The organism is Sphingobacterium sp. NPDC055346 (genome assembly GCF_053645235.1).
Window position 1 is genome coordinate 1 of the sequence record NZ_JBSHMI010000002.1, and the last position, 26,459, is coordinate 26,459.

Here is a 26,459-nt window from a genome sequence, read left to right on the forward strand (position 1 = left end):
AAAAATCCTTAATATGTGCCAAATCTTTTGAACTTAAATTTGTCCATAATCAAATAAGTCGCTGTTTTTCAGTTTGAAAAAATGAATAAAAATATTGGGTTAGATTTATACTGAAGTGGTTTCTGTTCAATTTTTACCCAAAAACTTGCAGGAACAACCATTTTGCCGGACAGCGAAAGGAGATCTGTTTTTCCATATTCATTAAAAAATTGAAATAAGTGGGGGCTGAAATTATTAGGGCGTTGCATTCGGGAATTGTTTTACCCATGTTCGGGCCATATTGCGAAATTTCCGAATATGTCTCGAATGAGACCAAAGCCATGTACATCTGAAATCAAAAACGATTGTTAAAATTTTGATCTAAGCTAGGAGGGAGGCAATGCTGGTATCGAATTTAATGAAAACAGTGCCTATGGTCTAAAGGTAGAAACTCTTCGGGAAAATAGGATGCTTTGTAAAGGTTAATAATCCTTAAACTTAAAAATTGCCTTAAAAATAGCTTGCCCTGATCATTCTGGGAACTGAGTTGATGTCATGGAGAATATCAACCTTGGCAAATCCTTTCTTGATCAGAAGTTCCTTGGTTTCTTCGGAAAGGTACTGGTTGATCTCGAAATAGAGAGTCCCTTCCTTTTTGAGGTGTTTTAGGGCGAATGAAGCGATATGGTCGTAAAACAACATTGGGGCTGAGTCTTCCACAAATAAAGCCGTGTGTGGCTCGAAATTCAGAACATTACGGTGCATATCCCTTTTCTCGTCATGGGTGATGTAGGGCGGGTTGCTGACAATGATGTCATATTGCTCCTGATCAAAGACCAGGTTCCATTCCAGGATGTCCAAACAACGGAAGTCCACAGGGCATCCATTTTGTTGAGCATTCTGTTTGGCAATGGTAATGGCCTCCGGGGAAATGTCCACTGCGCACACATGGGATTCGGCAAGACTTTTTTTCAAGCTGATCGCAATACAGCCAGTCCCTGTGCCGATATCGATTATATCAAGATCTGATTTGTTCTTGTTTTCGGAGATAATCAGCTGTACGAGTTCCTCCGTCTCAGGTCTGGGGATTAAGGTATCCTCCGACACGATAAACTCCATTCCATAAAAAGGAGCCTTTCCAATAATCTGTTGTATAGGTCTGCCGATCTGAAGCTGTTGCAGGAGCAAATTGAAGTTGGTCTCCTGATCCTCCGAGAGCTTATCTTGCAACTTCATGCTAAGTTGGATCCTGCTGTAACCCAGCAAATGTTCGGCAGCAATCTGAAACAGGCTCATTGCTTCATCCTGATCATAAATCGACGATAAATCCGACACAAATTTTTGCCTTAAGCTGCCTATAGAATCCATACAGCAAAGGTAGGAAAAAAACTTGTGGCGAGCTGCTCTTGACAGCTCGCCACAAGTTTTTTAGACATCAGACAATAGACACAAGACAACAGACCCTGCGGCAAGAATCTTACACAAACTGTTGGGGTGTATGCGATACACCCCAACAGTTTGTGTGCGTTAAGCTGGCGAAATATAGGTTATGATCTTGGCCTATCCTCTCATCTTTTCCATCCTGGTTCATTCCCTGATCTTGGTCTATCCTCTTATCCTTTTAATCCTGGTTCAAACAAGTTGACATATACGAGCAGCCCCTTCGAACCTGTGTATTATTCTGGCGAAATATTAGGTCATGGTCATGGTCCTTCCGGAAAGTTTTTCTCAATCCACCAATCTCCATACTCAAATCTATTTCACTACCTTTGAAACATGCATAATCAATACATGAAGCGATGTTTGGAATTGGCTGTCTTGGGGGCAGGCAAGACCAGTCCGAATCCGATGGTGGGGGCAGTGATTGTCCATAATGGAGAAATTATTGGAGAGGGCTATACATCGCCTTATGGAGGTCCGCATGCGGAGGTGAACGCGGTCAGGTCCGTAATCGATCAGGTCGGAGAGGCGAAGGCAAGGGAGCTGTTTTCGGAGAGTACGATCTATGTGAGCTTGGAGCCCTGTGCGCATTTTGGGAAGACACCGCCCTGTGCGGACATGATCGTGGACATGGGTTTCAAGGAAGCTGTGATCGCTTGTTTGGATCCCTTTGCGAAGGTAAATGGTTTGGGCCTGAAAAAGTTGGAGGATGCGGGGATTAGCACGGAAGTAGGGGTTTTGGAGGATGAGGCTAAGTGGGTGAACCGCAGGTTCTTTACGAAACTGAAAGAGTTCCGTCCTTACGTAATCCTGAAATGGGCAGAAACTGCCAATGGTTATTTTGCACCTGTATCGGGGCAGCGCTGGATCAGCAATTCGGCAAGTAAGCAATTGGTGCATAAATGGCGTTCGGAGGAAGATGCGATCCTGGTCGGCAAAAGAACGGCAGAGCTTGACAATCCAAGCTTGACGGTTCGGGACTGGGAAGGACGGAACCCGAAACGCATATTGATCGACAAAAATTTGGAACTTCCGGAAAGTCTTTCAATTTATGACGATGCAGCGGAAACCATAATTTTCAATGCTCAGAAAACCGATTGGCAGGGTAACCGGAAATATATAGAACTGGAGAATTTTGACCTGTACCTTCCACAGCAAATCCTTTATCAGCTGTATTTAATGGATGTACAGTCCATTATCGTTGAAGGCGGTAGAAAGACGCTTGACCTGTTTATTCAGGCAGGACTTTGGGATGAAGCCCGCATATTTGTAGGAGCCGAATCATGGTCTGAAGGCATCGAGGCTCCAAAATTAATTGGAGACCTGAGGGAAGAAATAAAAGTAGGTTCGGATCTATTGAAAATTTACCTTCCAAAATAAATCGAATCATAATTTTTCCTAGCTAAGCTTGCCCTCAATCTATTGGGAGGCTTAATTCATCATTTCATAAACTTGTTTTTAAAATTAAAATACGTAATTGAAAGTTAAATATATTATATTTAGCTATGCGTATATCCGAGCATATCCTACACTTTATTTGGCGTTATCGACTTTTTGCTCCATTTGACCTTTGTTGTACGAATGGAGATGAGATTGAGGTTGTTCAAGCGGGCAACTATAATACCGATGCTGGACCAGACTTTCTTCTTGCCCATCTTCGTATAAATGGCCAGGACTGGCATGGGCATGTTGAAATCCATGTAGACCCCAATGATTGGAACCAACATGGCCATCAAAAGAACAAGGCCTATAATGCAGTGGTGCTGCATGTGGTCTGGGAAGCCGGCTTGGACTGTTTCCTGGAGGATGGAACCCTCATTCCCTGTTTGGAATTGAAGCCTATCGTTGAGGAATCCCTATTACAGAAAATTGAGAAACTCTTGCAGAATAATCATTGGTTGCCCTGTAGCTATGGGATGAATCAGGTGCCAGACTATCAGAAGATCCAGGTCTTGAACCGAATGGGGATTGAGCGATTGGAGCATCGCTATAAGATTGTGGTCCTGATGCTCAATAGCTATAGAGGGGATTGGGAAAGGGTCTGTTTGGGGATGTTGGCAGGTGCTTTTGGAATGAAGGTCAACAAGCAATCCTTTCAGGACCTGAGCCAGATCCTGTCCTTGAAATTGATCCAAAAGATGAAGAATAACCCTGAGAATATACAGGCCTTGTTTTTTGGGCAATCGGGGTTCTTGAAGTCCTATAAGGGGAATGATCCCTATGTCATAAAGCTTCAGGCCAATTATGGCTATCTGAAGAAAAGCCAGAAGTTAATTGAACTTTCCGCCTTCCAATGGAAGTTTATGCGCATGCGGCCCTATAATTTCCCGACGGTTAAATTGGCCCAGCTTGCCGCGATGTACTGTCGCTTTGCCTCTTGGTTTTCTCTGATCGTGGAAGCGAACAGTTTGGATGAATTAAAGGGATATTGCCAGCAATTGGAGATTCCAGAGTTTTGGAATACGCACTTTCATCTGGAGAAAGAATCAGTCAGGCACAATACCCGGATTACCGAGCAGTTTTTCCATCTCTTGGCGATCAATAGCTTTGTGCCCATTTTATTTTCCTATGGAAAGTACATAGGGAACCAGCAGTATATGGATCGCGCCTTGCACTGGTTGGAGCAGCTGAAGCCGGAGGTCAATTCCGTTTGCCGACGTTATATGGGATTTGGCTTGGACCTGTTCAATGCACTGGAGACCCAGGCCGTGTTACATTTAAGGTCGGCCTATTGCAATTCCAAGCGATGTCTGGAATGTGGTATTGGGGTATCGATTATCCGAAAGGATTAAGCTTTTAGGATCTCAGCAATTTCAGGGAATCCTTTTTCTGCGGCCATATCGGATGCAGTATGCCCGAAATCGTTTCGGATGGCGATATTGGCGCCATGTTCCAATAGAATGATGATCATATCGATATTACCCTGTTGGGCGGCCAAGTGCAGAGGGCTGATCCTGGAGGATTGCAGCACATTGACTTCAGCACCGGCTTCGATCAGCATTTTGGCGATATTGTTTTGCCCGTTACTTAATGCCGAGTGGATAGGGAAGACCTGATATCCATTTTGGGAGGATGAATTGGGATTAGCACCGTTTCGCAATAAGATGCGAACGATATCTTCTTTTCCAAAGTGGGAAGCTATGCCTAGCGGGTAAAAGCCATGGGAGGAGAGTTCGTTGATGACATCAGGTTTTTGGTCAACCATAAACTGTACCTGTTCGGTCAGGCCTGCGGCACAGGCTTCGTGTATGGTGATGCTCTTGATATATTTGAGGATGACCTGCACGATCTGGCTTTTTTGGTAATAACAGGCCAAAAGCAGTGCTGAAATGTCATGGCTGGTGTTTTCCTTGACAAGGTCGGGGTTTTGGCTCAGTAATAAATCTAAATCTTGGTAGTTTCCGGTCTCAATATATTCTTCCAGTACTGTCAAACTCATAGTCCTTATTTTGCGTTACGAAATAAACAAAAAAAAGTTAAAATAAAGTTACTTGGGCCCTAAATTTCTATGTTTTGCTATAAAATATTTTAGGTTAATAAATGTAATCTATACAATTTTTTTTGTTTGGGTACGAACACTATTTAATTTTTGTAGCTGATTGTCTACAAAATAGGAAATCTACCACCTTGTCTTATAACTTTTCTGTTGATTTTTTTACTTTTGTAATGCCCTCCCCAAGGGCATGTTTTTCATAGGTAGATGTAGGGTCGAATTAATCTAATTCGACCCTTTTTTTCTTTAGGGCTCAAATTTAGTTTCCAATTAGGTATTTTTTGACTTAATGGGATTTGTTGAAACGGCTAATTATTAACTATAAAAGGGTTTTGCAGGTACTGTGGAGGAAGTTTCATAGATTTGTAACATGAGCAAAAGAAAAATTGTGGTAGCCATTACCGGAGCATCTGGATCCATCTATGCGAAAGTGCTGTTAGACAAGCTGCAGCAGCTTTCAGAGCAGATCGAAGCTGTAGGGATCGTTATGTCGGACAACGCCAAGGACGTTTGGAAGTTTGAACTGGACAACGATAGTTACAAAGATTATGATTTTCCGACCTATCAGAAGAGTGATTTTATGGCTCCCTTTGCTTCCGGTTCAGCAAAGTACGATTGCATGTTTGTCGTTCCCTGTTCTATGGGAACCATGGCGAGGATAGCACATGGGATTTCCTCGGATCTGACGACCCGAGCGGCCGATGTGATCCTGAAAGAAAGGAGAAAGCTCATTTTGCTGACCCGAGAAACCCCGTTGAGCAGCATCCATATCCAGAATATGGCCCTGATTACCCAGGCAGGTGGAATTATCTGTCCAGCTTCCCCATCGTTTTACAGCCGTCCACAAACCTTTGAAGAATTGGCCGCAACCGTTGTAGACCGTGCCCTGGATATCGCAGGATTTGATCTGAGCGGTTTAAAGACCTTTCGTTGGAGTGAATGATTTCATTGATCCTTTTATAGATAGGGACAGCAGGTATTTTGCGAATAATGGGATATACAAGGATTCCTAAAAGTTTTTGTAACAGTATTCATTGAATTTTGTACTTTTGTTTTTTAATGAAACAGCTGTTAATATCTTCGAATAAGGAGTTTTTATACTTGAAGAAGGTTTTTGAAAATGCTCATTGGAAAAGAACCTTTGGATGGCTAGCTGGTTCCCACAACTTAAACAACAGCATTCAGCACAATTTTTTGATTTTCAATTCAATTCATGGCTACAATATTAATTAATTCTGCGACTTTGGTTTCGGCAGGACATCCGCTGCATTTGTCTACTGTAGACGTACTTGTGAAAAATGGCAAGATCGAACAGATTGCCAAGAAGATCAAGTCGGACGACAATAAGCTTCAGGTGATTGACGGGAAGGATTCATTTCTTTCTGTAGGATTTTTTGACCTCAACGTTAATTTCGGTGAACCGGGTTACGAAACGAAGGAGGATCTTCAGACGGGAACTGCAGCTTCGGCAGCAGGAGGATTTACGGCAGTGGCCGTACAGCCGAATACCAATCCGCCAATCCACAACCGTTCGGAAGTAGCCTTGATCGTCAATGCTGCCAAAGGAAACCTAGTGGACGTTTTTCCGGTAGGGACGGTCAGCAAGAAGCGTGAAGGCAATGAATTGGCTGAACTATATGATATGAAGGTCACTGGTGCCGTAGCTTACAGTGATGGTACGCACAGTATACAGCAGGCGGGTCTGATGTCCCGTGCCTTGCTTTATGCAAAAGGTTTTGATGGATTGATCATGGCATTTCCGGAGGATGACTCCATCGCCGCAGACAGTAAAATGAATGAAGGTGAAGTGAGTACCTACCTTGGCATGAAAGGTATCCCTAACCTAGCGGAATCCGTTATGATCTCTAGGGATCTTTTCCTAGCGGAGTATAATGAGGCGCCAATCCACTTCAGTACCATCTCTACGGAAGAAGCAGTTGACCTGATCAAAAAAGCTAAGAGTAAAGGGATTAAGGTGACCTGTGATGTCGCTGCACATAACTTGGTCTTTACAGATGAGGACGTTAAGGGTTTTGATAGCAATTATAAAGTAAGCCCTCCATTGCGTACCAAGAAAGATGTAAAAGCCCTGATCAAAGGATTGAAAGATGGCGTGATCGATGCGGTGGTATCACAGCATACTCCACAGGAGATCGAATTCAAGCAGGTGGAATTCCAGATTGCGAAAAATGGTATCATTGCGGCACAGACCGTCTTGCCATTGTTACTGAAGGCAGGTTTGTCCGCCGAGCAGATTGTAGAGAAATTAGCGGTTAACCCTAGGAAAATCTTAGGACAGGAAGTTCCTGTTATCGCAGAAGGAGCAGAGGCAAATTTGGTGTTGTTTAGTCCATCGAAAAAATGGATATTTGATAGTAAGACCAATAGATCAAAATCAGCAAACAGCCCGTTGTTCGGTCAAGAATTAACAGGTCAGGTATTAGCTGTAATTAACAATAATAAGTTGCACATCAATTAAATAACATATGGATACTAAAGTAAAGAATGCCTTAGAGGCTGCTGTAAATAATTATGCTAAGGTAGAGCAGATTGATGGACAGGATATCCTTCCGGGCTTAGCTTCCGCATTTGAATTAGATGCTCCATTTATGGATAAGGTAGAGGCCATGGATGCTGTTTTTGATGACAATCAACGCTTTGAAGAACTGCGCGAATATAGTTTTGACCTGTTGATGATCAACTTCTTTGCAGAGGATGTCCAGAAATTGGAAGAGGACTATCTCGATTCAGAAGAATGGGAAGCGATCGAGGAGGAAACTCTTGATCGTGGCTCAGAACTGTTGAATATTCTATTATACCTGAAAGAATGTGAAGATGACGAGGTTGAACCTTCGTTGGATGATTTCTTGAAGGAGTTCCTTTTGGTTGAAGAAGATGAATTTCAGGATGAATACAGGATTTATGAAAAGGTAATTGCCAATCAGATCTTGATCGATAGCGACTATAATGAAATCGCAAAAGTGGCCAAAGGGCTTTCTGAGGATGATGAATTGGTTGATTTATTCTATCCTTTGATTTCTTTCTTCAACGAACAGAAACCAAATGCAGGACAGTTGGAGGAATATGCGCAGGCAGCTCCGAATAAGGCATTAGACCAAGCGCTTCTGCAATTAATCATAAACTACAACTCATAAATTATGGATTCAATCAACGCTACAAATAATGTAAGGAAACAAGCCGTGATCAATGGCGTCATCTTAGGAGTGATATCCTTTGTTCTTTCCATTATTTCCCTTTATTTTTCGAAATCAGCTACATCGATCGTTACTTCTTCGGTCATCAATATTTTCGTTAGTTATGCGGTTTTCCTTGCGATTGCTGTATTCTTTATCCTGAAATTGAGAAAAGCTAACGGTGGGTATTGGGATTTTTCCACGGCCCTGAAGAATATCTTTATTATGTTGGCCATTACGGCTGCCATAGGTCTTATCGGTATCAATATATTCAATATGGTTTATCCAAGCTTACAGGTAGAAGCTATTGAAAACACGCAGAACCTGACCATTGAGATGATGGAAGCCAATAATATGCCTGATGAGCAGATTGATGCTACCTTGGAGATGTTGGATCAGCAGAAGGAAGCCTTAGGTTCCTTGTCGATCGGGCAGATCCTGAAGGGATTGGCGGTTTCCTTATTGCTTTACTTTGTATTGGCCTTGATTTTTGCGGCAATCTTCAAAAAAGAGAAGCCCATGTTCAAACCTGCAAGCAGTTCAGATGAAGCACATCCTTGGCAAAACACAGATAACAACGATAATAACGCTTAACAAACGCTAACGTTTATATGATAAAGGTATCATCCAAAAATGATACCTTTGTTCTTTATTCATTATGGACATTTCAGTAGTAATACCTTTATACAACGAGGAAGAATCACTTCCTGAATTGACGGCTTGGATTAAGCGCGTTATGGATGCCAATAATTTCACTTACGAAATCGTTATGGTTGACGATGGCAGTAAGGATAGTTCTTGGAAGGTGATCAAGAACCTGAAAAAGGAGAATGAGAATGTTATCGGTATACGTTTCAGGAGGAACTATGGGAAATCGGCGGCGCTTAACGTTGGTTTTGCAGCGGCGGAAGGCGATGTGGTCATTACGATGGATGCTGACCTTCAAGATAGTCCTGATGAGATTCCTGAGCTTTATGACCGGATCATGAACCAAGATGCTGACCTGGTTTCAGGTTGGAAGAAAAAGCGGTATGATCCATTGACAAAGACCATTCCTACCAAGTTGTTCAACTCTGCTACGCGCAGTATGTCGGGTATAGACAACCTGCATGATTTCAACTGTGGGCTGAAAGCCTATAAGAAAGATGTGGTAAAGAGCATAGAGGTTTACGGTGAGATGCACCGCTATATTCCTGTACTGGCCAAATGGGCTGGTTTTAGCAATATTCAGGAGCAGGTCGTTCAGCACTATCCCCGGAAATATGGTACGACCAAATTTGGTCCGGGACGCTTTGTAAAGGGATTTCTGGATTTGATGTCCATATTCTTTGTAGGAAAGTTCGCCAAGAGGCCCATGCACTTCTTTGGACCTTTAGGCGTTATCAGTTTCTTACTGGGATTTTTCATTACCATCTGGTTGATCTGTGAAAAGCTGATGAGCATCGCCAATGGTACCGTTTATAGAAATGTGACCGACCAGCCATTGTTCTTTTTGGCATTGGTGGCCATCATCATTGGATCACAGTTATTCCTGACTGGATTTGTTGCCGAGCTGGTATCGCGCAATGGTTCCGATAGGAATAAATATCATGTAGACGAAGTCATCTAATATGTTTTTTTCCATCATCGTTCCTCTCTATAACAGACCGGTTGAGATCAAGGAAATGCTCAGTTCTTTGTTGGACCAAACCTACAAGGAATTTGAAGTGATCATTGTGGAGGATGGATCCAAAAATAAAGCAGAACATATTGTAGATAAGTTCAAAGACAGACTGGATATACAGTATTTCTTTAAGGAAAATGAAGGTCAGGGATTTGCTCGGAACTATGGTTTTGAAAGAGCAAAAGGAGATTTCTTCATTGTTTTTGATTCTGATATCATTGTTCCAGAAGATTATCTGCTCAAGGTAATCGAAGGGATTGAAAAAGATAAACTGGATGCATTTGGTGGTCCAGATGCAGCACATTCTTCTTTTACGGCCATACAGAAAGCGATCAGCTATTCGATGACCAGTCCGTTTACCACAGGCGGTATCCGTGGCAATAAAAAGCATGTCGGACAGTTTCATCCCAGAAGTTTCAATCTAGGGATCAGCCGTGCCGTTTGGGAGAAAACTGGGGGATTTAAGCTTTCCCGTCGCTCCGAGGATATCGAATTCAGTATCCGGATGATCAATTCCGGCTTTAAGGTTGGTTTGATTCCAGATGCTTTTGTTTACCATAAACGAAGGACGAGCTTTGCTCAGTTCTATAAGCAGACCTATAATTTTGGAAAGGGAAGGATCGATATTTACTGTCTGTACCCGAAGGAATTGAAGCCTGTTCATGCCCTGCCTGCCGTATTTGTGTTGGGCTTGGCTTTCTTGCTCATGATCGATGTCATCAACCTGTTGACCATGGACGAGATCTATTTTTTACATATCCTGGGCCTGATAGGCAATTCTTTTCTAGCGATCTATACCATATTGCTGTTTCTACATGCCTTGGTCAGTACCAAGAGCCTGAAGGTTGCCTTCTTGTCGGTGATTGCAGCTTATACGCAATTGATAGCATATGGATCTGGATTCCTGAGCCAATATGCCCAAAAATTTATTACGAATAAAAAGGCTTCAAAGAATTGATAAATTCCTGATGCTTTATTAAATTGTGATGAGGAGATACTATGATTTCATTAACTCAAGGAAGTTTAGATAAATTAGAAACCCTGTTCAGTGATCTTGGCTATAAACTGCGCTATGAGAAGGGATCGTTCCGGACCGGTGCATGTGTTCTGCAGAACGCCAGGGTGGTCGTGGTAAACAAGTTCTCGACCGTGGACATGAAAGTGGTTTCCCTATTGCAAATCTTGGAAACCATGGAAGTGGATGAGAGCTTGATCCAAGAAAAATTAAAGACTTTTTATCAGCAAATAAAAAAGACAAAAATTACGGTTTGAGAGTAACATTTTTAGGTACAGGAACCTCGCAGGGAGTTCCGGTTATTGCATGTCCATGTGAAGTCTGCCATTCGGAGGATAAGCGAGATAATCGCCTACGTTCTTCGATATTGCTGGAATACAATGGCTATTCGGTCATTGTGGATACAGGACCTGACTTTAGGTACCAGATGTTACGCCAGGAAGTCAAGCGCCTGGATGCCGTATTAATGACGCATTCCCATAAAGACCATATTGCAGGTTTGGATGATGTCCGTGCCTTTAATTACCAACAGCAGCAATCCATTCCGATCTATTCCAATAAGGCGACCCATGATGCCTTGAGGAAGGAGTTCTACTATGCCTTCAGTGATTATAAATACCCCGGAGTGCCTCAGCTGGAGCTTGAGGAAATCTTTGCCGGGCAGGCTTTTGAGCTGTACGGAAAATCAATCCTGCCGGTGGAGGTGATGCACTACAAGATGCCGGTTCTGGGATTTAGGGTCGATAATTTTGCCTATATCACCGATGCCAAGACTATATCTGAGGAATCCTTTAAATTATTGGAAGGAGTGGAGGTTTTGGTGATCAATGCCTTGCAGCGCGAACCTCATATTTCCCATTTGACTTTGGAGGAGGCTATCGAAGTTTCCAATCGGATACAACCCCAAAAAACCTACCTTACCCATATTTCACATCGTTTTGGAAAGCACGTGGAGATAGAAACCATGTTGCCAGACGGAATTTATGTGTCTTACGATCAATTAGTTATTGATTTATTGTAAAAAAATATGTCTGTTTAAAACAATTTGTTTGAATGACTTGTTTATCCTAATGAAAATTGAATCATTGAATAAACTATTTTACAAAACACAAATTTTAACTACTATGGGAAATATTTTGTATTTAATCGCGGTTATTCTCGTCATCATTTGGGCAATTAGCTTCTTTGGAGGTTATGCTACTGGCGGTATTATTCACATTTTATTGGTTATTGCCATTATTGTGATCTTATTGAGAATAATCAGAGGCAACGCTTAAATTTTATTAAATAACAGTTGAGCAATGGCTATGTCTTCTTCAAAGGTAATCTTCAGGTTCTGTTGATCTCCGGGGAGCAGGTATAAGTTATTGCTCAACTTTTCTACAACAGATGCGTCATCTGTAAAAAAGCTTTCCTCAGGCTGTTCATAGGCTTCGATCAGTAGTTTGCCCATAAACAGTTGTGGCGTCTGTACCAACCAGACGGTCTGCCTATCCACCGCATGGCTTTGTTCCTGCATACCCATCCTTACAGAATTTGTACTCTGTACAGCAGGGATTACCGCAGGTCTATCCAAGTTACAGGTCGTATATAACTCATCGATCAATTTGCCGCTCAACAATGGTCTAGCGCCATCGTGAACCCCAATTTTAGATTCTAACCCCAGTTGGGTACTTCCCTTAATAAATTCAATACCATTTTTTACGCTCTGGAATCTCGTGTTTCCACCTTGAGTCACCTGATGCGGGATGTTGAAATCAAATTCTCTGCAGAGTTCCTCCCAAAGACCAAACATCTGTTCGGAAAGAACGAGGATAATTTCGGGCTTGGTCTGTGAAGAGGCGAATTTCTCCAGGGTATGCATGAGGATGGGTTTCCCATCCAACAGAAGAAATTGCTTTGGGAGATTTCCTCCAAGCCTAGAGCCTGTTCCAGCAGCAACGATGATGACAAAATGGGTAGACATAGCTTCGATATAGCGTTTAATAAAACAAAGTAAATAAAAAGGAATAAAAAACGCAGGTCATTGACCTGCGTTTTTCTTATTTAAGGAGTAAATTATTAAATAATCAACATAGCGTCTCCATAGCTATAGAAACGGTATTTCTCTTTTACGGCAACTTCGTATGCATTCATTACATTTTCATATCCTGCGAAAGCTGCAATCATAACCAAAAGGGTAGATTGTGGAGTATGGAAATTGGTGATCATCGAGTTGGCGATGCTGAAATCATAAGGAGGATAGATGAACTTGGAAGTCCAATCATTTGCTGCTTTCAAATGTTTGTCGGCAGATACTGAGGATTCGATAGCGCGCATGGATGTTGTACCTACTGCACAGATCTTGCGTTTGTTATCGATACCCTTATTAACGATGCGAGCAGCTTCTTCAGAAATGATATACTGTTCGGAATCCATTTTATGTTTAGTTAAATCTTCTACTTCAACCGTACGGAAAGTACCAAGACCTACGTGAAGGGTTACTTCAGCGAAATCTACGCCCTTAAGTTCTAAGCGTTTCATCAATTCGCGGGAGAAGTGCAATCCAGCGGTTGGCGCTGCAACGGCACCTTCGTTTTTAGCGTAGATAGTTTGGTAGCGGAATTTATCTTCAGGAGTTGCTTTTCTTTTGATGTATTTAGGAAGAGGAGTTTCACCTAAGATCTCGATGTTCTTACGGAACTCTTCGTCAGTACCATCAAAAAGGAAACGGATGGTACGGCCACGGGAAGTGGTATTGTCTACTACTTCGGCAACCAAAAGATCGTCATCTCCGAAATACAATTTGTTACCAACACGGATTTTACGAGCAGGATCAACCAAAACGTCCCAAAGGCGTAATTCTTTGTTCAGTTCCCTCAACAAGAATACTTCGATAGTCGCACCGGTCTTTTCTTTATTACCATACATACGAGCAGGGAAAACCTTTGTGTTGTTCAAGATCATGACATCTTTATCATCAAAATAATCCAGAACATCTTTGAAGATCTTGTGTTCGATTTTTCCACTATCGCGGTGTAAAACCATTAAACGAGATTCATCTCTTTGTTCTGAAGGCTCAGATGCTAGCAATGACTCTGGAAGATTAAAGTTGAATTGAGATAATTTCATGTTATTCTACTGATGTATTATGCCCTCTAGCCTTACTGGGGCTAGATTTTAAAAAGGCTTACAAAATTACGAAATTAAAAGCTAATTATACCCTTTTTCTTGTATTACAACAATTTAATGATAATATCGGGTAAAACCATGTAGCTATGACTGTACATTTTAGTACATGTTCAACCGAATTTATTTAATAACATTGATTTCTATAAAATATATTGTAATTTAAAACTGACATTTACACTGTCTATTACCTATTTAGATTAATTTTTTATGACAGATACAACAAAGAAGGGCGATTTTGCAAATGATTTAATACCTAACCCTGACACACTAGACGATGGAATCCATCACGTTAATAATCCAGTTCTCGACCTTCCCAATATAGAAAAGCTTTATTTAACTGCTGTTAAAGGCTATACGCAAGACCGAAACGCGTTTTATTTTTCGGATGGGCGATCGAAAGTGGAAGTGAAAGTTTTTTCAGAGGATATCATCCGAGTGCGATTGGCACCTGAAGGTTCTTTCTTGGTCGATTTCTCTTATGCCATCAGTTTCAAGGAAGATAACTACGTGAGTTATGAACTTTTGGAAGATGCCGAATATTACAAAGTAAAAACGAACTCTACGATATGCTTGATCCGTAAATCGGATTTTACCATTTCCTTTGCGGATACGAACGAGAAGGTCTTGAACAAAGACCATTCGCCAATGCACTGGGAAGAGAATGTAGATTTTGGTGGTTATTATGTCTATTGTTCTAAGGAAGCTGCTGCTGATGAAGCTTTCTTTGGACTGGGCGATAAAGCTACCAACCTGAACCTGAGAGGGAGAAGGGTGAAGAACTGGAATTCGGATACCTATTCCTATGCCTTCAATCAGGATCCACTCTATAAGACGATCCCGTTCTATATGGGGGTAACCGAAGGTCAGGCCTATGGAATCTTCTTCGACAATACCTTCAAGACTTATTTTGACTTCGCTGCAGAACATCAGGACCAAACCAGTTTTTGGTCTGAAGGTGGAGAACTGCTATACTATTATATCCAAGGTCCAAAAATGATGGACGTGGTAAAGCGCTATCATAAACTCACCGGCACCCATTATATGCCTCCAATGTGGGGCTTGGGCTACCATCAATGTAGGTGGAGCTATTACCCAGAGAATAAGGTTCGTGAAGTTGCCTATGAGTTCAGAAAGCGTGAAATTCCTTGTGACGCTATCTATTTGGATATTGATTATATGGATGGATACCGTTGTTTTACTTGGAACAAGCGCTATTTTCCAGATCCTAAAAAGATGATTTCGGACCTCAATGCCAATGGATTTAAAACGGTGGTGATGATCGATCCGGGCATCAAGGTGGATGATAGCTATTGGGTTTTCAAGCAAGGTCAGGAGAACAACTATTTCTGCCGCCGGGGGGATGATTATTTCATGGAAGGGTTTGTATGGCCAGGAAGGTGTCAATTCCCTGATTTCACAAATCCGGAGGTACGGACATGGTGGGGCACACTATACAAAGGTTTGGTCGATGATGGCGTTGCAGGTTTCTGGAACGACATGAATGAACCTGCTGTATTTGGTAGAGGGACTTTCCCGAATGATGTTAGGCATCAATTTGAAGGACATCGTGGTTCGCACCGTAAAGCGCATAACGTATATGGTATGCAGATGGTCCGCGCGACTTACGATGGCTTGAAGAAATTATATAAAAACAAACGTCCGTTTACCATTACCCGTGCGGCCTATGCCGGTACACAACGGTACTCATCGGTATGGACGGGTGACAATATCGCTACTTGGGAGCATTTGCGCATCGGAACCTTACAGTTACAGCGTCTTTCGGTTTCTGGACTTTCTTTCTGTGGAACCGATATCGGTGGATTTACTGGTGAGCCAGATGGTGAACTGTACACACGTTGGATGCAGTTTGGGGTGTTCTCTCCATTTATGCGTGTCCATTCGGCAGGTGATACCCGGGATCGTGAGCCTTGGAGCTTCGGACCAGAATGGGAAGCGATCTGTAAGAAGTTTATTGAATTGAGATACAAGTTGTTACCATATATCTATTCAACGTTTTGGTTGCAACATAAATATGGTGAACCTATCTTAAGACCAGTTGCCTTGATGGAACAGGAAAAGGCCAAAAATATGGTCCGTGAGGAGGAGTTTGGTTTTGGAAATCAATTGTTGGTTTCGCCAGTCCTTCATCCTGGTCAACAGAACAAAATTGTTTATTTGCCTGAAGGAACCTGGTATTATTATTTTGACAACAGTTTCTATGAAGGTGGTCAAGAATATACCATTGATACGCCATTGGATGAGATGCCATTCTTTGTCCGTGGTGGATCGATTATTCCTGAGTACCCTGTGATGCAGTTTACTGGAGAGCGCAGGGTGGAGTCATTGCGTTTGAACCTGTACTATTCCGAAGGTGAACATGCATCCTACCTATATTCCGATCATGGCGAAACCTTTGCCTATGAACAAGGGGTCTATGTGGAGAAGAATTTTATTGCAAGCTGTGATGCCAAGCAGGTCAGCGTGATTCAAGGTGAGGAAGGGTTGTACACTCCGTATTACAGCGATTTCCATCTTTACCTGATCGGATTGCCATTTGAGCCAAAACAGATCACGGTGGACGGGGTCAAAACCGCTTTGCAGAAAGATGAGCAAGGAAACAGTTTTATTAAATTAGAGCGAGATTTTAAAAAAGTAAATATTCAATAACTAGCTAAAACCTACTTAATTATGCCTCAACCAGTTGAAGTACACTCCTTATTGTCCGAATTTGATGTTTTTTTATTCAAGGCAGGACGGCATTATAAGCTTTATGAGAAATTTGGTTCTCATGAACTTCTAATTAATGGGGTAAAGGGAGTATATTTTGCGGTATGGGCACCCAACGCCCAAACAGTGTCGGTAGTCGGAAACTTCAATGGATGGAATCCTCATTCGCATCAATTACAGGTTCGATGGGACAGTTCGGGCATTTGGGAAGGTTTTATACCTGGATTGGAGAATGGAGAGGTCTATAAATACCATATCCATTCCAATACTGGGGAGCATCTGGAGAAGTCTGATCCTTTTGCCTTGCATACCGAGATTCCACCGAAGACAGCATCGATTGTTGCTACAACATACTTTGATTGGAATGATTCAGAATGGATGTTCAGTCGTAGGGAGCATAATGCACTGGATAGGCCCATGTCGGTCTATGAAATGCATTTGGGCTCTTGGCTTCGTGATCCTAAAGATCCAGATCGTTTCTTAAGCTATTTAGAAATTGCAGAACAGCTGATACCTTACATTCAGGAAACTGGTTTTACCCATGTGGAATTTATGCCTATCATGGAGCATCCATATTATCCTTCGTGGGGATATCAGATTACCGGTTATTATGCGGCGAGCTCCAGGTTTGGAGGTCCGCAGGACTTGATGAAGTTGATCGAGCTGTTGCATGAAAGCCATATTGGCGTAATCCTGGATTGGGTGCCTTCGCATTTTCCGGGAGATGCCCATGGGCTCTATAATTTTGATGGAACCCACCTCTATGAACATGCGGATCCAAGAAAGGGTTTCCACCCCGATTGGCAATCCTATATATTCAATTATGGAAGGAATGAGGTTAAATCGTTTTTGATCAGTAATGCCTTTTTCTGGCTGGATCGATACCATATCGATGGATTGCGGGTGGATGCCGTTGCCTCCATGCTTTATCTGGATTATTCAAGGAAAGCTGGTGAATGGGAACCTAATGAGTTGGGCGGAAATGAAAACCTTGAAGCTGTAGCCTTCTTGAAGGAATTCAACGAGGCTGTTTCCAAATATTACCCCAACGTGCAGACCATTGCCGAAGAGTCTACTTCTTGGACGGGGGTGAGCCGTGCCACCTTTAATGGTGGACTTGGGTTTGGAATGAAATGGATGATGGGCTGGATGCACGATACATTAGCCTATTTCAAGGAAGATCCTATCAATCGTTCCTACCATCATGATAAGCTGACCTTTGCCACCGTATATGGATTTACGGAAAACTTTATGCTGCCTTTATCGCATGATGAAGTGGTATATGGCAAGCGTTCCTTGGTCTATAAAATGCCTGGCGATGAATGGCAGAAGTTTGCCAACCTCAGGGCATTATACCTATACATGTTTACTTTCATAGGAACGAAATTGCTCTTCATGGGTGGGGAATTTGGTCAGACTGCAGAGTGGAATGTCAACCAATCCTTGGACTGGCATCTGTTGCAGTACAAGCCGCATTCTAGTCTAAAGAATTTCGTGGCGAAATTAAATGAGATCTATAGAAAGTATCCAGCACTTTATGAGAAAGCATTCAGTCCGGAAGGGTTTTTCTGGATAGAATTAGGGGACAGGGATCAAAGCGTCTTTGCGTATTGCAGACGTGGGCACGATATGGTGAACGACCTAGTGGTCATCCTCAATCTTACGCCTGTTGTCCGGAGGAAATTTAAGTTAGGTGTGCCGCATCCGGGAAAATGGGAGCTGATCCTGAACTCGGACGATCAGGCTTATAATGGCAGTGGCGTATCGGTTAAGAAAGAATTGATTACAGAAAATGAACCTTGGATGGGGCAGGAACAAGCCATTGTCGTAGACCTGCCACCATTGAGCGGTTTAGTATTTAAAAGAAAATTCGGAAAATGAAAGTCATACATTTAAGTGTAGAATGTTTTCCTGTCGCCAAAGTCGGCGGATTGGCGGATGTGGTGGGTGCCTTGCCTAAATACCAAAGGGAATTAGGTATTGATGCATCGGTCATCATGCCCTACTTCAACAGGAAGTTTGTACAGGATCATGAATTTGATGTGGTAGCCCGTGGAGAATTCCAACAGGGTTCCAGTGTATTGACCTATGAAATATTAAAGGAGAAAAAAGATGAATTGGGATTTCCGTTGTTCTTGGTGAAGATCCCTAATCTTTTGGACCGTGAAGAGATTTATTGTTATCAAGATGAGGCAGATCAATGGATTGCCTTTCAGCATGCGGTTCTCCATTACCTAAAAAGCAATGATATTCATCCAGATGTGCTGCACTGCCATGATCATCATGTTGGATTGGTTCCTTTCTTGACCAAGTGGAGCAATGAATTCAATGTTTTCAAGGGTGTGAAAACGGTAGTGACGGTCCATAACGGCCAGTATCAAGGCTGGATGTCCTGGAGTAAAGGGATTATCCTGCCATCATTTGATACCTGGAAATGGGGGTTGTTGGATTGGGATGGTCTGATCAATCCGTTGGCCACCGCCATAAAATGCTGTGATGCCTATACCACAGTTTCTGAAGGTTATCTAAAGGAACTATTTGTGGATGCGAATGGATTGCAGGATCTGTTTTCAGATGAACGCTCCAAGGCCGTGGGAATTGTCAATGGTATTGATACCTCTTTTTGGGATCCAGAGATCGATGCCTTAATCGATCATCAATATTCCATGGTAACCGTGAACCAAGGGAAGGCTGAGAACAAAATGACCTTTTGCAAAGAATTTGGTCTAGATCCGAGCAAGCCTCTGTTAAGCTATATCGGTCGATTTGCCACGGAAAAAGGAGCAGATATTTTGCCTGAATTAATTGAGAATCTTTTGAAGAAAAACTCAGGGAAATTAAGTATATTTATACTAGGCTCTGGTGATGCGGGCATCCAACAATCTATAGAGGCTATCGCTCCTAACTATAAAATTGATCTAGCAGTATTCTTTGGGTATAATGAGCAATTGGCTCACCGGGTTTATGCAGCCTCAGACCTGTTGATTATGCCTTCGCGTGTGGAGCCCTGTGGATTGAACCAACTGTATGCATTAAAATATGGGACCATTCCTGTCGTTCGCAAGATAGGGGGTCTAAGAGATACCGTAAAGGATGTAGAAGAGGGAGGCTATGGCTTTCTTTTCAATGATGTAGAGGCTGATGAAGCTGCTGAGACTGTGAAAAGAGCAATCAAATATTTGAGTTATGCTGATAACTTGACGAAAACAAGGGATGCTGCGATGGTATTGGATTATTCTTGGAACAAATCGGCAAAGAAATATATAGAGTTATATAACCAATTACTTAAATGATATGTCGCATAAAGTTGTTTCTATAGTATTAGGTGGGGGTCGAGGAACCCGCTTATTTCCGTTGACAGACCAACGTTCGAAACCAGCAGTTCCAATTGCAGGAAAGTATAGATTGGTTGATATCCCAATTTCCAATTGTCTTAATTCTGGCTACAATAAGATATATGTACTGACGCAATACAACTCGGCTTCATTAAACAAGCATATCAAGAACTCCTACAACTTCAGTATTTTCAGTAAGGGTTTTGTGGATATATTGGCTGCAGAGCAGACCAATGAAGGTGATCGCTGGTTTGAAGGTACCGCCGATGCGGTTAGAAGGACCCAGAAGAACTTGGTGAATGTGGACTATGATTACGTGCTGATCCTTTCGGGCGATCAACTCTATCAAATGGATTATTCGGCCATGGTGGACTTCCATGTTAATAATGGAGGGGAAATCACCATTGGTACCATTCCAGTAACGGCCAAGGAAGCTCCAGGTTTTGGAATCCTGAAATCGGATGAAAACAATAAGGTCATCTCCTTTATTGAAAAACCGACCAAGGACCTTTTGGAAGACTGGACCTCGGAGGTACCTGAAGAATTGGAAAAACAAGGTAGAAACTATTTGGCTTCCATGGGTATCTATGTGTTCTCCAAAGGAGTGATGTCGAGGATGTTGGCAGAGAACAACGGAATGGATTTTGGAAAAGAGATTATTCCAGATGCAATCGAAAGTTCAAATGTATTGAGCTATCCTTTTGACAGCTATTGGACCGATATCGGTACGATCCCTTCTTTCTTTGAAGCGAATATTGGATTGACAGATGATATCCCGGAATTCAACCTTTTTGGCGAAACGGTATATACCCGGGCGCGTATGTTGCCACCATCAAAAGTGTCAGGTACTACCCTGAACAATGCGATCATAGCTGATGGATGTATTATCTTGGCTGAAAAGATCCAACGCTCTGTGATTGGGATCCGTTCTAGGATAGGGGAAGGAACCGTGGTCAAGATGACCTATATGATGGGTTCGGATTATTATGAAGAATTAAATGAAGTTGTACAATTAACTTCATCCCAAGCTCCGCCACCAATTGGAGTAGGTGAGCGCTGTTATATCGAAAATGCCATCTTGGACAAGAACTGTAGGATTGGAAATGATGTAAGGATTAAAGGTGGGAAGCAATTAAAGGATGGGGATTTTCCTGAGTACACAATTTGTGAAGGTATTATCGTCATCAAGAAAAATGCTGTAATAGAACATGGCAGAACCATTGGGTTCTAGAACTATAAGATTTAAAAAGAAAGGCTATCCCACTCGGATAGCCTTTCTTTTTTATGTTTTTATTGTTGGCCTTTTAATACCAATTCATAGATAAAGTAAATGATCGCCAAGACAATGATTGCAATGATGATTGTTTTCTTGAGATTGTTAGCTGCTGGCTGATCATCTTTCTCTTTAACGACCGTTTCTGGAACCTTTGTAGGGTCTACATCTTCGGCGTTATTGATTTTGTTTCCTTGTTCATCTTCTTTTTCTTGCATCGTTATTCTCCATTAGTTTACTATTCTTAAACAAATAAAGAGATAAATAGTTTGAGATGGCTTGTTAGTCAACAGATTCGCGGATTAAGCCATAATCAAGGGCCATTTTTATGGCCGAGCTCAAGTTGCTGGTCTTGAATTTTTCGATCAGGTTCTTACGATGGCTCTCCACAGTGTGGTGGCTAATAAAGAGCTTTTCTGCAATTTGGGTCGTCGTCAGTCCCTGTGCTGCTTCAGCCAATATTTCCTTTTCCCGACGGGTCAATTTTGGGACACTCTTCAGTTCCGTACTGTTTTTCTTATCGATGATCAGTTTGGTCTGTTTGCATAGAAATTTCTTTCCAAAAAGAATTTCTTGGATGCCAAGCTTGATCTCGTCAATGGAAGCATTTTTCTGGATATAGCCATGCGCCCCTTCCTGAAAAGCGCTGTTGATCACAGCAAATTCATTGTGAACACTGAGCATGATGATCTTAAGATCCTTATGTTTTTTGATCAATGGACTGATCAATTCCAATCCATTCGCATCAGAAAGGTTGATGTCCAATAGCAAGACATCAATCGCAGTTTCTTCCAAAGCCTTTACCAAGACCTGCGCATTGGGATAACAACCAATGATATTTAAATCTGGCTCTTGGGCAAGGATGTTCTTCAAGCCTTCGGATAGTAAAGGATGGTCGTCGGTGATGGCGATATTTATCATGTTTGTTTGTTTTTTGGGATATTGATTTCAAAGCTACTACCTTGACCGATATCAGATTGTACATTCAAATTACCTTTCAAGAACTCTACTCTTGATCGTATGTTATGCAAGCCTGCAGATTTGTTGCTGTGATTGTTGCTGTCAAACCCTTTTCCGTCGTCCTCAACGGTGATATGGTATTCGGAGTCTTCCTCAACAAGCTGGATAAGGATTTGGCTAGGGTCCGCATGCTTAATGGCATTATTGACCAGTTCTTGGATAATTCTATAGATGACCAGTTGCTGGTCAAGATTCATGTTGTTGTTAAAATGCAGGAATTGGACATCGATTTCCAGATTATCATTGCACATGCGTGAGGCATAGTCATTCAAGGCTTCCTGCAAACCAAACTTCTGCAATAGGTCTGGTGTCAGGTTGTGGGCAACTCGACGGAGTTCATCAACGGCCATATCCAATTGGGTGATTCCCTTTTGCATCTTCTCCTGGATCTCAAATGATGTTTGGTCGTTCAGATGGGATAATTGCAGTTTGGTTCCTGAAAGGAGTCCTCCTAAGCCGTCGTGTAGATCGCGTGCAATCCTTGCCCTTTCTTGTTCTTGCCCATCCAGTAGGGCAGTCAGCATGGATATTTTCGCATTTTGTCTTTCTTGTTCGATGGCAAGGTTGTGAAAGTTCTCCCTTTGTTTCATATGTTTCAGGCGCTGCGTATAGGCATAGAATAGGACCGCCAATAGGGTTAAGGCTGCGATCATCAAAGCAATGTAATACGTGTTGATCTTATCCTTTAAGCTGATTTCCTGTTGATAATTGCTGATTTCTTGAGCTCTGTTCTTGGCTTCCAGTTTAGACATCTGAATTTCCTGAAACTGCTTCTCAGCAGTCAGTTTGGAGACCTCCAATTCTTTGGACTGATTGTCCTGGATCAGGCGCAAGTTTTCCAGTTCCTGCTTCTGCTGGATTCCCAAAGCTGCCATCAATTGGATCTGCTGTTCTTTCTTTTCAGCTTCTACTTGTAAGAGTGCCAGTTCTTGGTCCTGTTTTCCTTTTTCATACTGTGCTTCAAGACGCTTGCCTATACCCAGTTTCTCCTGGTCGTAGACATTGGTAAACAAGTTTATGTATTCTTTATAATAATTGATGGCCTCCTGATAATTTCCCTCTTGCTCACTGATATGTGAAAGGGTGTTATAGATGCTCATCAAGATCTGTTGATCCTGTACCTGGGATTTGTTGATCTCTATCAGTGATGATAGCAAATGTTCTTTTGCACTTTTGGAGTTTCCGTTCAGAAGTTCCAGTTCTGACAATATCCCATACGCCGAGGCAACCAAATTGTACTGTTTGGATTCCAGTCCTTTTGTTTTTGCCAGTTCAGCATACAGAGTTGCTTTATCCCTATATTCCTTAGGATAGAACTTAAAATAGAGATGCGAAAGGTTATTGGCTACAAAAGCTAAGTTTGAAGGTATTGGTATCTCATTCTGTTTTTCCAGATAGGTATTCAAAGCTTTTAGGTAGTATTCTTCAGCTGAGTTCCTAAATTCTACATGTTGTTGGTCTTCTAGATATTTCTGTTCATACATATAGCCCAATGACATGTAGGTATCAAAAATGGTCAGTGGATCTTTCTGCTTCAGTGCAATATTCAGCGCTAGTTTGCTGTATTTTTCCTGCAGTTCAAACTCATTCCAGTTCGCGTAAATAGACGTCAGCTCTTTATAGACATTTGCTTTTCTGTTGAAAAGTGTATTCGATTGTTTGGCCTGATCGTAATAACTCAACGCGATCATAAACTGCTTGACTGCTTCTGCCTCCTGTTGTTGCCTTGCCAATATCCATCCATAGCCGTAATAGACATATCCTTTGGTTTCGATGTCCTTGCTGCGGTCTACCAATGACTTCGCCTTCAAGATGCTTTGCCTTGAACTTGTCGTTTCTTCCATAATCAATTGATTGATGGCAAGAATGGTATTGAGATAGGCAGAATATCGGCTGTCATTTAACTTGCTGGCAACGGCGATATCTTTTTTAAGTAGTTTGAAGGCTTCATCTTCCTTTTGATTGAAGAATAGCGCTTGCGCCAGCTTTCCGGTGCTGAAGAATTTTTCAGGATCGTCGGTGTTGTATTGATTATATTCTTTTTGGAGTTTGTCCAGGATATCCTGAGCCTTTGCCGAATGGGGAAGGAGGGCAAGAATGTTGAATAGAAAAACATAAAATATAGATAATAAGACTTTTCCTATGTTAGTGTTCATTCTTGCTTTCTGTTTGTGTATTGACAAAAGTACATAAACAGAGCCTAATAAAGGACTCTGTTTATGCTTTCGTTCGATTAGTTGATGTTTACTTTTTCACCTTTGGTATTGATATAATACACATCGCCATCATCCGTATCCATAACTGATGCCGTACCATCTTCGAAAGAGGAAACACTGCTAAACTTAATAGGGATGACTAACTTTCCTTGATTATTGATATATCCGAATTTTTCACCCTTTTGAACAATATGCAATGGGTCTTTTTCAGAAAGAGAGATCATATCGTAGCCTTCTGCAAGTTTTTTGTTCTGTTTGATATTGTACATTACATAATGATCATTTTCAACCGAAACAAAAACTTCAGCGTTGAATTCCAGGATGAGAGGATAAGAAATCGGAACGATAACCTTTCCTGTTTTGTCCAAGATTCCAGTTTTATCACCAACGGTAGCCGATAAGTAACCGTGGCTCATATGGCTCACCATATCATATTGAGCCTTGATAACAGGCTGGTCATTGGCACCAAGGATCCCAAACTTGTCGTTTTCGGAATAGATGTACTGTTGGTATTCTGCGTCATACACTAGGAAATCATACTTGAAAGGAATCTTGATGTTACCATCTTTATCCATTGAACCATATTTGCTATCCAAATTGATTACTGTGCTTATTCCTCCACTGAATTGATCAAAAAAGGTATAATCAGCTTCGGTAATAGGATTTCCATTTTCATCCATTAAGCCTAATAGTTCGGTGTCCTCATCTTGGTATAAGTAACGGTCTTCATCAACCTGCGGGACTGCTGAAAGGCTATCTGCCGCATCTAAATGCTCACCATCTTCCTCGTCAACAACCAATGCAGCATAGAAAGTAGGAATCTCAAATTCGGTATTGCTCAGGCTTTCTTCGGTAATATTAATTGCAGTAAATCCAGTCTCGCCAATAGTAAGTTCCATTACCGCTCCAGGTAGATCTTTAAGGAACATGAATTGATCCCAATATAGGTTTGGAAGTTTATCGGAGTACCAAACTTCCATCTTAGTATAGTTATCACCCGAAAGGTCAAAATCTCCATTCACTACGGCCATCTTACAAGGAATGCCTGCTATGGTTTTAGTTTTTCCCTGGACGAATTCAAATTCTACGTCTGATTCCACATATAGCCTTCCAGCTTCACCATCATTACCTTCATTGTAAATGTAATACTGTTCGGATTCTGGAAACAACAAGAAAGAGCGATCTGTCTTTTTGTTGATAACCTGCAATCTAGTGGGTGATTCATTGAGCGAAGTCTTAATAAAAGTGTCGTTGAACCAAGCCCTCAATGAATAATTGTCTGAAGTGTTTGCCTGATCCTTTTGTTCTCCAATTAAAATAGTGCGATAGTCGATTCTGTGAAGCTTTTGCTCTTGTGCCAACAATGTTAGATTGCAAAAGCTAATAAGTAAAATAGAAAATAATAGTTTTTTCATTAAATATGATGTTATTCCACAAAAATGGGCAGATTACGGCAGAAAAACCATCCCTGATAACAGCTAATTTCGTTGGTTGCACGGAAATAATTGCCTGATTTTATGATGTAGAGATTGTATAGCTCCGGAGAATAAATTTAGTAAGTATTCCTGCTAAGTGGTTTTTAATATGTAAGTAAACTACTCCAAGCAATTATTTGACACTTCACCTCTTTTTCTATGATAAAACATAAAAAGAGAAACAACTTTTTAAGATTATTAAACTTAAAAATATGCTTAAAATAATGTTTGTTAAGCAACGAGAATATTCTGTGTTACAACATTTATTCATTATTTTCTCTAATATCCTTTTTAATTGAAAATTAGTTATAAGATTAACTAAAGGGTAATTATTAAGCTTTAATTATGTTAACTTTTTAGATGAAGTAGCGAAACCTTTTTGTTATTTTTGAATTAACTAATTGTACTTGATAAAATATATTTAACATCTTAACCTACTATTAACAAACATTTAATAA

23 protein-coding genes are annotated in these 26,459 nt (G+C 41.5%); 15 read left to right on the top strand and 8 right to left on the bottom strand.

Features of this window, described 5'->3' with window-relative positions:
* Positions 1–489 precede the first annotated feature (489 nt).
* Positions 490–1,347: a peptide chain release factor N(5)-glutamine methyltransferase gene (gene prmC / locus ACWICE_RS04390; protein WP_454297723.1), complete on the bottom strand. Its 858-nt coding sequence runs from the start codon at positions 1,345–1,347 to the stop codon at positions 490–492.
* Positions 1,348–1,755: 408 nt separating this feature from the next.
* Between prmC and ribD the strand changes: the two genes are divergently transcribed.
* Together ribD and ACWICE_RS04400 are read left to right on the top strand one after the other, a co-directional pair.
* A complete protein-coding gene (gene ribD, locus ACWICE_RS04395; RefSeq protein ID WP_454297724.1) occupies positions 1,756–2,799 on the top strand; it encodes a bifunctional diaminohydroxyphosphoribosylaminopyrimidine deaminase/5-amino-6-(5-phosphoribosylamino)uracil reductase RibD in 1,044 nt (347 codons plus the stop codon).
* A gap of 125 nt (positions 2,800–2,924) precedes the next feature.
* Positions 2,925–4,211, top strand: a complete 1,287-nt coding sequence (locus tag ACWICE_RS04400; RefSeq protein ID WP_454297725.1) for a DUF2851 family protein — start codon at positions 2,925–2,927, stop codon at positions 4,209–4,211.
* Here ACWICE_RS04400 and ACWICE_RS04405 read toward each other — a convergent pair.
* Positions 4,208–4,858, bottom strand: a complete 651-nt coding sequence (locus ACWICE_RS04405) for an ankyrin repeat domain-containing protein (RefSeq protein ID WP_185217087.1) — start codon at positions 4,856–4,858, stop codon at positions 4,208–4,210. The two genes, ACWICE_RS04400 and ACWICE_RS04405, sit on opposite strands and share 4 nt — an antisense overlap.
* A 424-nt stretch (positions 4,859–5,282) precedes the next feature.
* On the opposite strand from ACWICE_RS04405, the gene ACWICE_RS04410 reads away from it, so the two are divergent.
* The 9 genes from ACWICE_RS04410 (at position 5,283) to ACWICE_RS04450 (ending at position 12,061) form a co-directional block, all read left to right on the top strand.
* On the top strand, positions 5,283–5,855 hold the full coding sequence (locus ACWICE_RS04410; protein ID WP_254529117.1) for a UbiX family flavin prenyltransferase: 573 nt from the start codon (positions 5,283–5,285) through the stop codon (positions 5,853–5,855).
* A gap of 270 nt (positions 5,856–6,125) precedes the next feature.
* On the top strand, positions 6,126–7,391 hold the full coding sequence (locus tag ACWICE_RS04415) for a dihydroorotase (RefSeq protein WP_454297726.1): 1,266 nt from the start codon (positions 6,126–6,128) through the stop codon (positions 7,389–7,391).
* Positions 7,392–7,398: 7 nt separating this feature from the next.
* Positions 7,399–8,067 (top strand): hypothetical protein, encoded by a 669-nt coding sequence (locus ACWICE_RS04420; RefSeq protein WP_254529121.1) that lies wholly within the window; start codon positions 7,399–7,401, stop codon positions 8,065–8,067.
* 3 nt (positions 8,068–8,070) lie between these two features.
* On the top strand, positions 8,071–8,700 hold the full coding sequence (locus ACWICE_RS04425; RefSeq protein ID WP_185211653.1) for a DUF4199 domain-containing protein: 630 nt from the start codon (positions 8,071–8,073) through the stop codon (positions 8,698–8,700).
* A 64-nt stretch (positions 8,701–8,764) separates the two neighbouring features.
* The gene (locus ACWICE_RS04430) at positions 8,765–9,715 is read left to right on the top strand and encodes a glycosyltransferase family 2 protein (RefSeq protein ID WP_185217083.1); all 951 of its coding nucleotides are present in this window, start codon (positions 8,765–8,767) and stop codon (positions 9,713–9,715) included.
* 1 nt (position 9,716) lies between these two features.
* Positions 9,717–10,727, top strand: coding sequence for a glycosyltransferase (locus ACWICE_RS04435; RefSeq protein WP_185211655.1), 1,011 nt, complete (start codon positions 9,717–9,719; stop codon positions 10,725–10,727).
* 41 nt (positions 10,728–10,768) lie between these two features.
* The gene (locus ACWICE_RS04440) at positions 10,769–11,041 is read left to right on the top strand and encodes a hypothetical protein (RefSeq protein WP_185211656.1); all 273 of its coding nucleotides are present in this window, start codon (positions 10,769–10,771) and stop codon (positions 11,039–11,041) included.
* Complete coding sequence (locus ACWICE_RS04445; protein WP_254529125.1) at positions 11,038–11,805, top strand: MBL fold metallo-hydrolase; 768 nt, start codon at positions 11,038–11,040, stop codon at positions 11,803–11,805. Before ACWICE_RS04440 ends, ACWICE_RS04445 begins: the two co-directional genes overlap by 4 nt.
* Positions 11,806–11,908: 103 nt before the next feature.
* A complete protein-coding gene (locus tag ACWICE_RS04450) occupies positions 11,909–12,061 on the top strand; it encodes a lmo0937 family membrane protein (RefSeq protein ID WP_139185413.1) in 153 nt (50 codons plus the stop codon).
* Here the strand turns inward: ACWICE_RS04450 and ACWICE_RS04455 are convergent.
* A complete protein-coding gene (locus tag ACWICE_RS04455) occupies positions 12,058–12,750 on the bottom strand; it encodes a 2-C-methyl-D-erythritol 4-phosphate cytidylyltransferase (protein ID WP_313258523.1) in 693 nt (230 codons plus the stop codon). The two genes, ACWICE_RS04450 and ACWICE_RS04455, sit on opposite strands and share 4 nt — an antisense overlap.
* Before the next feature lie 95 nt (positions 12,751–12,845).
* Positions 12,846–13,895: a tRNA preQ1(34) S-adenosylmethionine ribosyltransferase-isomerase QueA gene (gene queA, locus ACWICE_RS04460; protein ID WP_185211659.1), complete on the bottom strand. Its 1,050-nt coding sequence runs from the start codon at positions 13,893–13,895 to the stop codon at positions 12,846–12,848.
* A gap of 267 nt (positions 13,896–14,162) precedes the next feature.
* Here queA and ACWICE_RS04465 point away from each other — a divergent pair, with 267 nt between their 5' ends.
* From ACWICE_RS04465 to ACWICE_RS04480, 4 genes are read left to right on the top strand one after another with little or no spacing between them, the layout of a single operon-like run.
* Positions 14,163–16,622, top strand: coding sequence for a glycoside hydrolase family 31 protein (locus ACWICE_RS04465; RefSeq protein WP_185211660.1), 2,460 nt, complete (start codon positions 14,163–14,165; stop codon positions 16,620–16,622).
* A gap of 21 nt (positions 16,623–16,643) precedes the next feature.
* Positions 16,644–18,563: a 1,4-alpha-glucan branching protein GlgB gene (gene glgB, locus ACWICE_RS04470; protein ID WP_254529128.1), complete on the top strand. Its 1,920-nt coding sequence runs from the start codon at positions 16,644–16,646 to the stop codon at positions 18,561–18,563.
* Positions 18,560–19,975, top strand: a complete 1,416-nt coding sequence (locus tag ACWICE_RS04475; RefSeq protein WP_454297727.1) for a glycogen synthase — start codon at positions 18,560–18,562, stop codon at positions 19,973–19,975. The genes glgB and ACWICE_RS04475 overlap by 4 nt, the downstream gene beginning before the upstream one ends.
* A gap of 1 nt (position 19,976) precedes the next feature.
* On the top strand, positions 19,977–21,248 hold the full coding sequence (locus ACWICE_RS04480; RefSeq protein ID WP_454297728.1) for a glucose-1-phosphate adenylyltransferase: 1,272 nt from the start codon (positions 19,977–19,979) through the stop codon (positions 21,246–21,248).
* A gap of 59 nt (positions 21,249–21,307) precedes the next feature.
* Here ACWICE_RS04480 and ACWICE_RS04485 read toward each other — a convergent pair whose 3' ends face one another.
* The 4 genes from ACWICE_RS04485 to ACWICE_RS04500 all read right to left on the bottom strand — a co-directional run bounded on the left by ACWICE_RS04485 (position 21,308) and on the right by ACWICE_RS04500 (position 25,941).
* A complete protein-coding gene (locus ACWICE_RS04485) occupies positions 21,308–21,508 on the bottom strand; it encodes a hypothetical protein (RefSeq protein WP_185211664.1) in 201 nt (66 codons plus the stop codon).
* A 64-nt stretch (positions 21,509–21,572) separates the two neighbouring features.
* Positions 21,573–22,211 (bottom strand): response regulator transcription factor, encoded by a 639-nt coding sequence (locus ACWICE_RS04490; RefSeq protein ID WP_185217076.1) that lies wholly within the window; start codon positions 22,209–22,211, stop codon positions 21,573–21,575.
* Entirely contained in the window at positions 22,208–24,466 is a 2,259-nt protein-coding gene (locus tag ACWICE_RS04495) for an ATP-binding protein (protein ID WP_454297729.1), read from the bottom strand. The genes ACWICE_RS04490 and ACWICE_RS04495 overlap by 4 nt, the downstream gene beginning before the upstream one ends.
* A 77-nt stretch (positions 24,467–24,543) precedes the next feature.
* On the bottom strand, positions 24,544–25,941 hold the full coding sequence (locus tag ACWICE_RS04500; protein ID WP_454297730.1) for a WG repeat-containing protein: 1,398 nt from the start codon (positions 25,939–25,941) through the stop codon (positions 24,544–24,546).
* Positions 25,942–26,459: the final 518 nt, after the last annotated feature.

Bases quoted from the DNA above. Each gene is read 5' to 3' on its own strand.
- prmC (WP_454297723.1), bottom strand. From the start codon at position 1,347: ATGGATTCTATAGGCAGCTTAAGGCAAAAATTTGTGTCGGATTTATCG.
- ribD (WP_454297724.1), top strand. From the start codon at position 1,756: ATGCATAATCAATACATGAAGCGATGTTTGGAATTGGCTGTCTTGGGG.
- ACWICE_RS04400 (WP_454297725.1), top strand. From the start codon at position 2,925: ATGCGTATATCCGAGCATATCCTACACTTTATTTGGCGTTATCGACTT.
- ACWICE_RS04405 (WP_185217087.1), bottom strand. From the start codon at position 4,858: ATGAGTTTGACAGTACTGGAAGAATATATTGAGACCGGAAACTACCAA.
- ACWICE_RS04410 (WP_254529117.1), top strand. From the start codon at position 5,283: ATGAGCAAAAGAAAAATTGTGGTAGCCATTACCGGAGCATCTGGATCC.
- ACWICE_RS04415 (WP_454297726.1), top strand. From the start codon at position 6,126: ATGGCTACAATATTAATTAATTCTGCGACTTTGGTTTCGGCAGGACAT.
- ACWICE_RS04420 (WP_254529121.1), top strand. From the start codon at position 7,399: ATGGATACTAAAGTAAAGAATGCCTTAGAGGCTGCTGTAAATAATTAT.
- ACWICE_RS04425 (WP_185211653.1), top strand. From the start codon at position 8,071: ATGGATTCAATCAACGCTACAAATAATGTAAGGAAACAAGCCGTGATC.
- ACWICE_RS04430 (WP_185217083.1), top strand. From the start codon at position 8,765: ATGGACATTTCAGTAGTAATACCTTTATACAACGAGGAAGAATCACTT.
- ACWICE_RS04435 (WP_185211655.1), top strand. From the start codon at position 9,717: ATGTTTTTTTCCATCATCGTTCCTCTCTATAACAGACCGGTTGAGATC.
- ACWICE_RS04440 (WP_185211656.1), top strand. From the start codon at position 10,769: ATGATTTCATTAACTCAAGGAAGTTTAGATAAATTAGAAACCCTGTTC.
- ACWICE_RS04450 (WP_139185413.1), top strand. From the start codon at position 11,909: ATGGGAAATATTTTGTATTTAATCGCGGTTATTCTCGTCATCATTTGG.
- ACWICE_RS04455 (WP_313258523.1), bottom strand. From the start codon at position 12,750: ATGTCTACCCATTTTGTCATCATCGTTGCTGCTGGAACAGGCTCTAGG.
- queA (WP_185211659.1), bottom strand. From the start codon at position 13,895: ATGAAATTATCTCAATTCAACTTTAATCTTCCAGAGTCATTGCTAGCA.
- ACWICE_RS04465 (WP_185211660.1), top strand. From the start codon at position 14,163: ATGACAGATACAACAAAGAAGGGCGATTTTGCAAATGATTTAATACCT.
- glgB (WP_254529128.1), top strand. From the start codon at position 16,644: ATGCCTCAACCAGTTGAAGTACACTCCTTATTGTCCGAATTTGATGTT.
- ACWICE_RS04475 (WP_454297727.1), top strand. From the start codon at position 18,560: ATGAAAGTCATACATTTAAGTGTAGAATGTTTTCCTGTCGCCAAAGTC.
- ACWICE_RS04480 (WP_454297728.1), top strand. From the start codon at position 19,977: ATGTCGCATAAAGTTGTTTCTATAGTATTAGGTGGGGGTCGAGGAACC.
- ACWICE_RS04485 (WP_185211664.1), bottom strand. From the start codon at position 21,508: ATGCAAGAAAAAGAAGATGAACAAGGAAACAAAATCAATAACGCCGAA.
- ACWICE_RS04490 (WP_185217076.1), bottom strand. From the start codon at position 22,211: ATGATAAATATCGCCATCACCGACGACCATCCTTTACTATCCGAAGGC.
- ACWICE_RS04495 (WP_454297729.1), bottom strand. From the start codon at position 24,466: ATGAACACTAACATAGGAAAAGTCTTATTATCTATATTTTATGTTTTT.
- ACWICE_RS04500 (WP_454297730.1), bottom strand. From the start codon at position 25,941: ATGAAAAAACTATTATTTTCTATTTTACTTATTAGCTTTTGCAATCTA.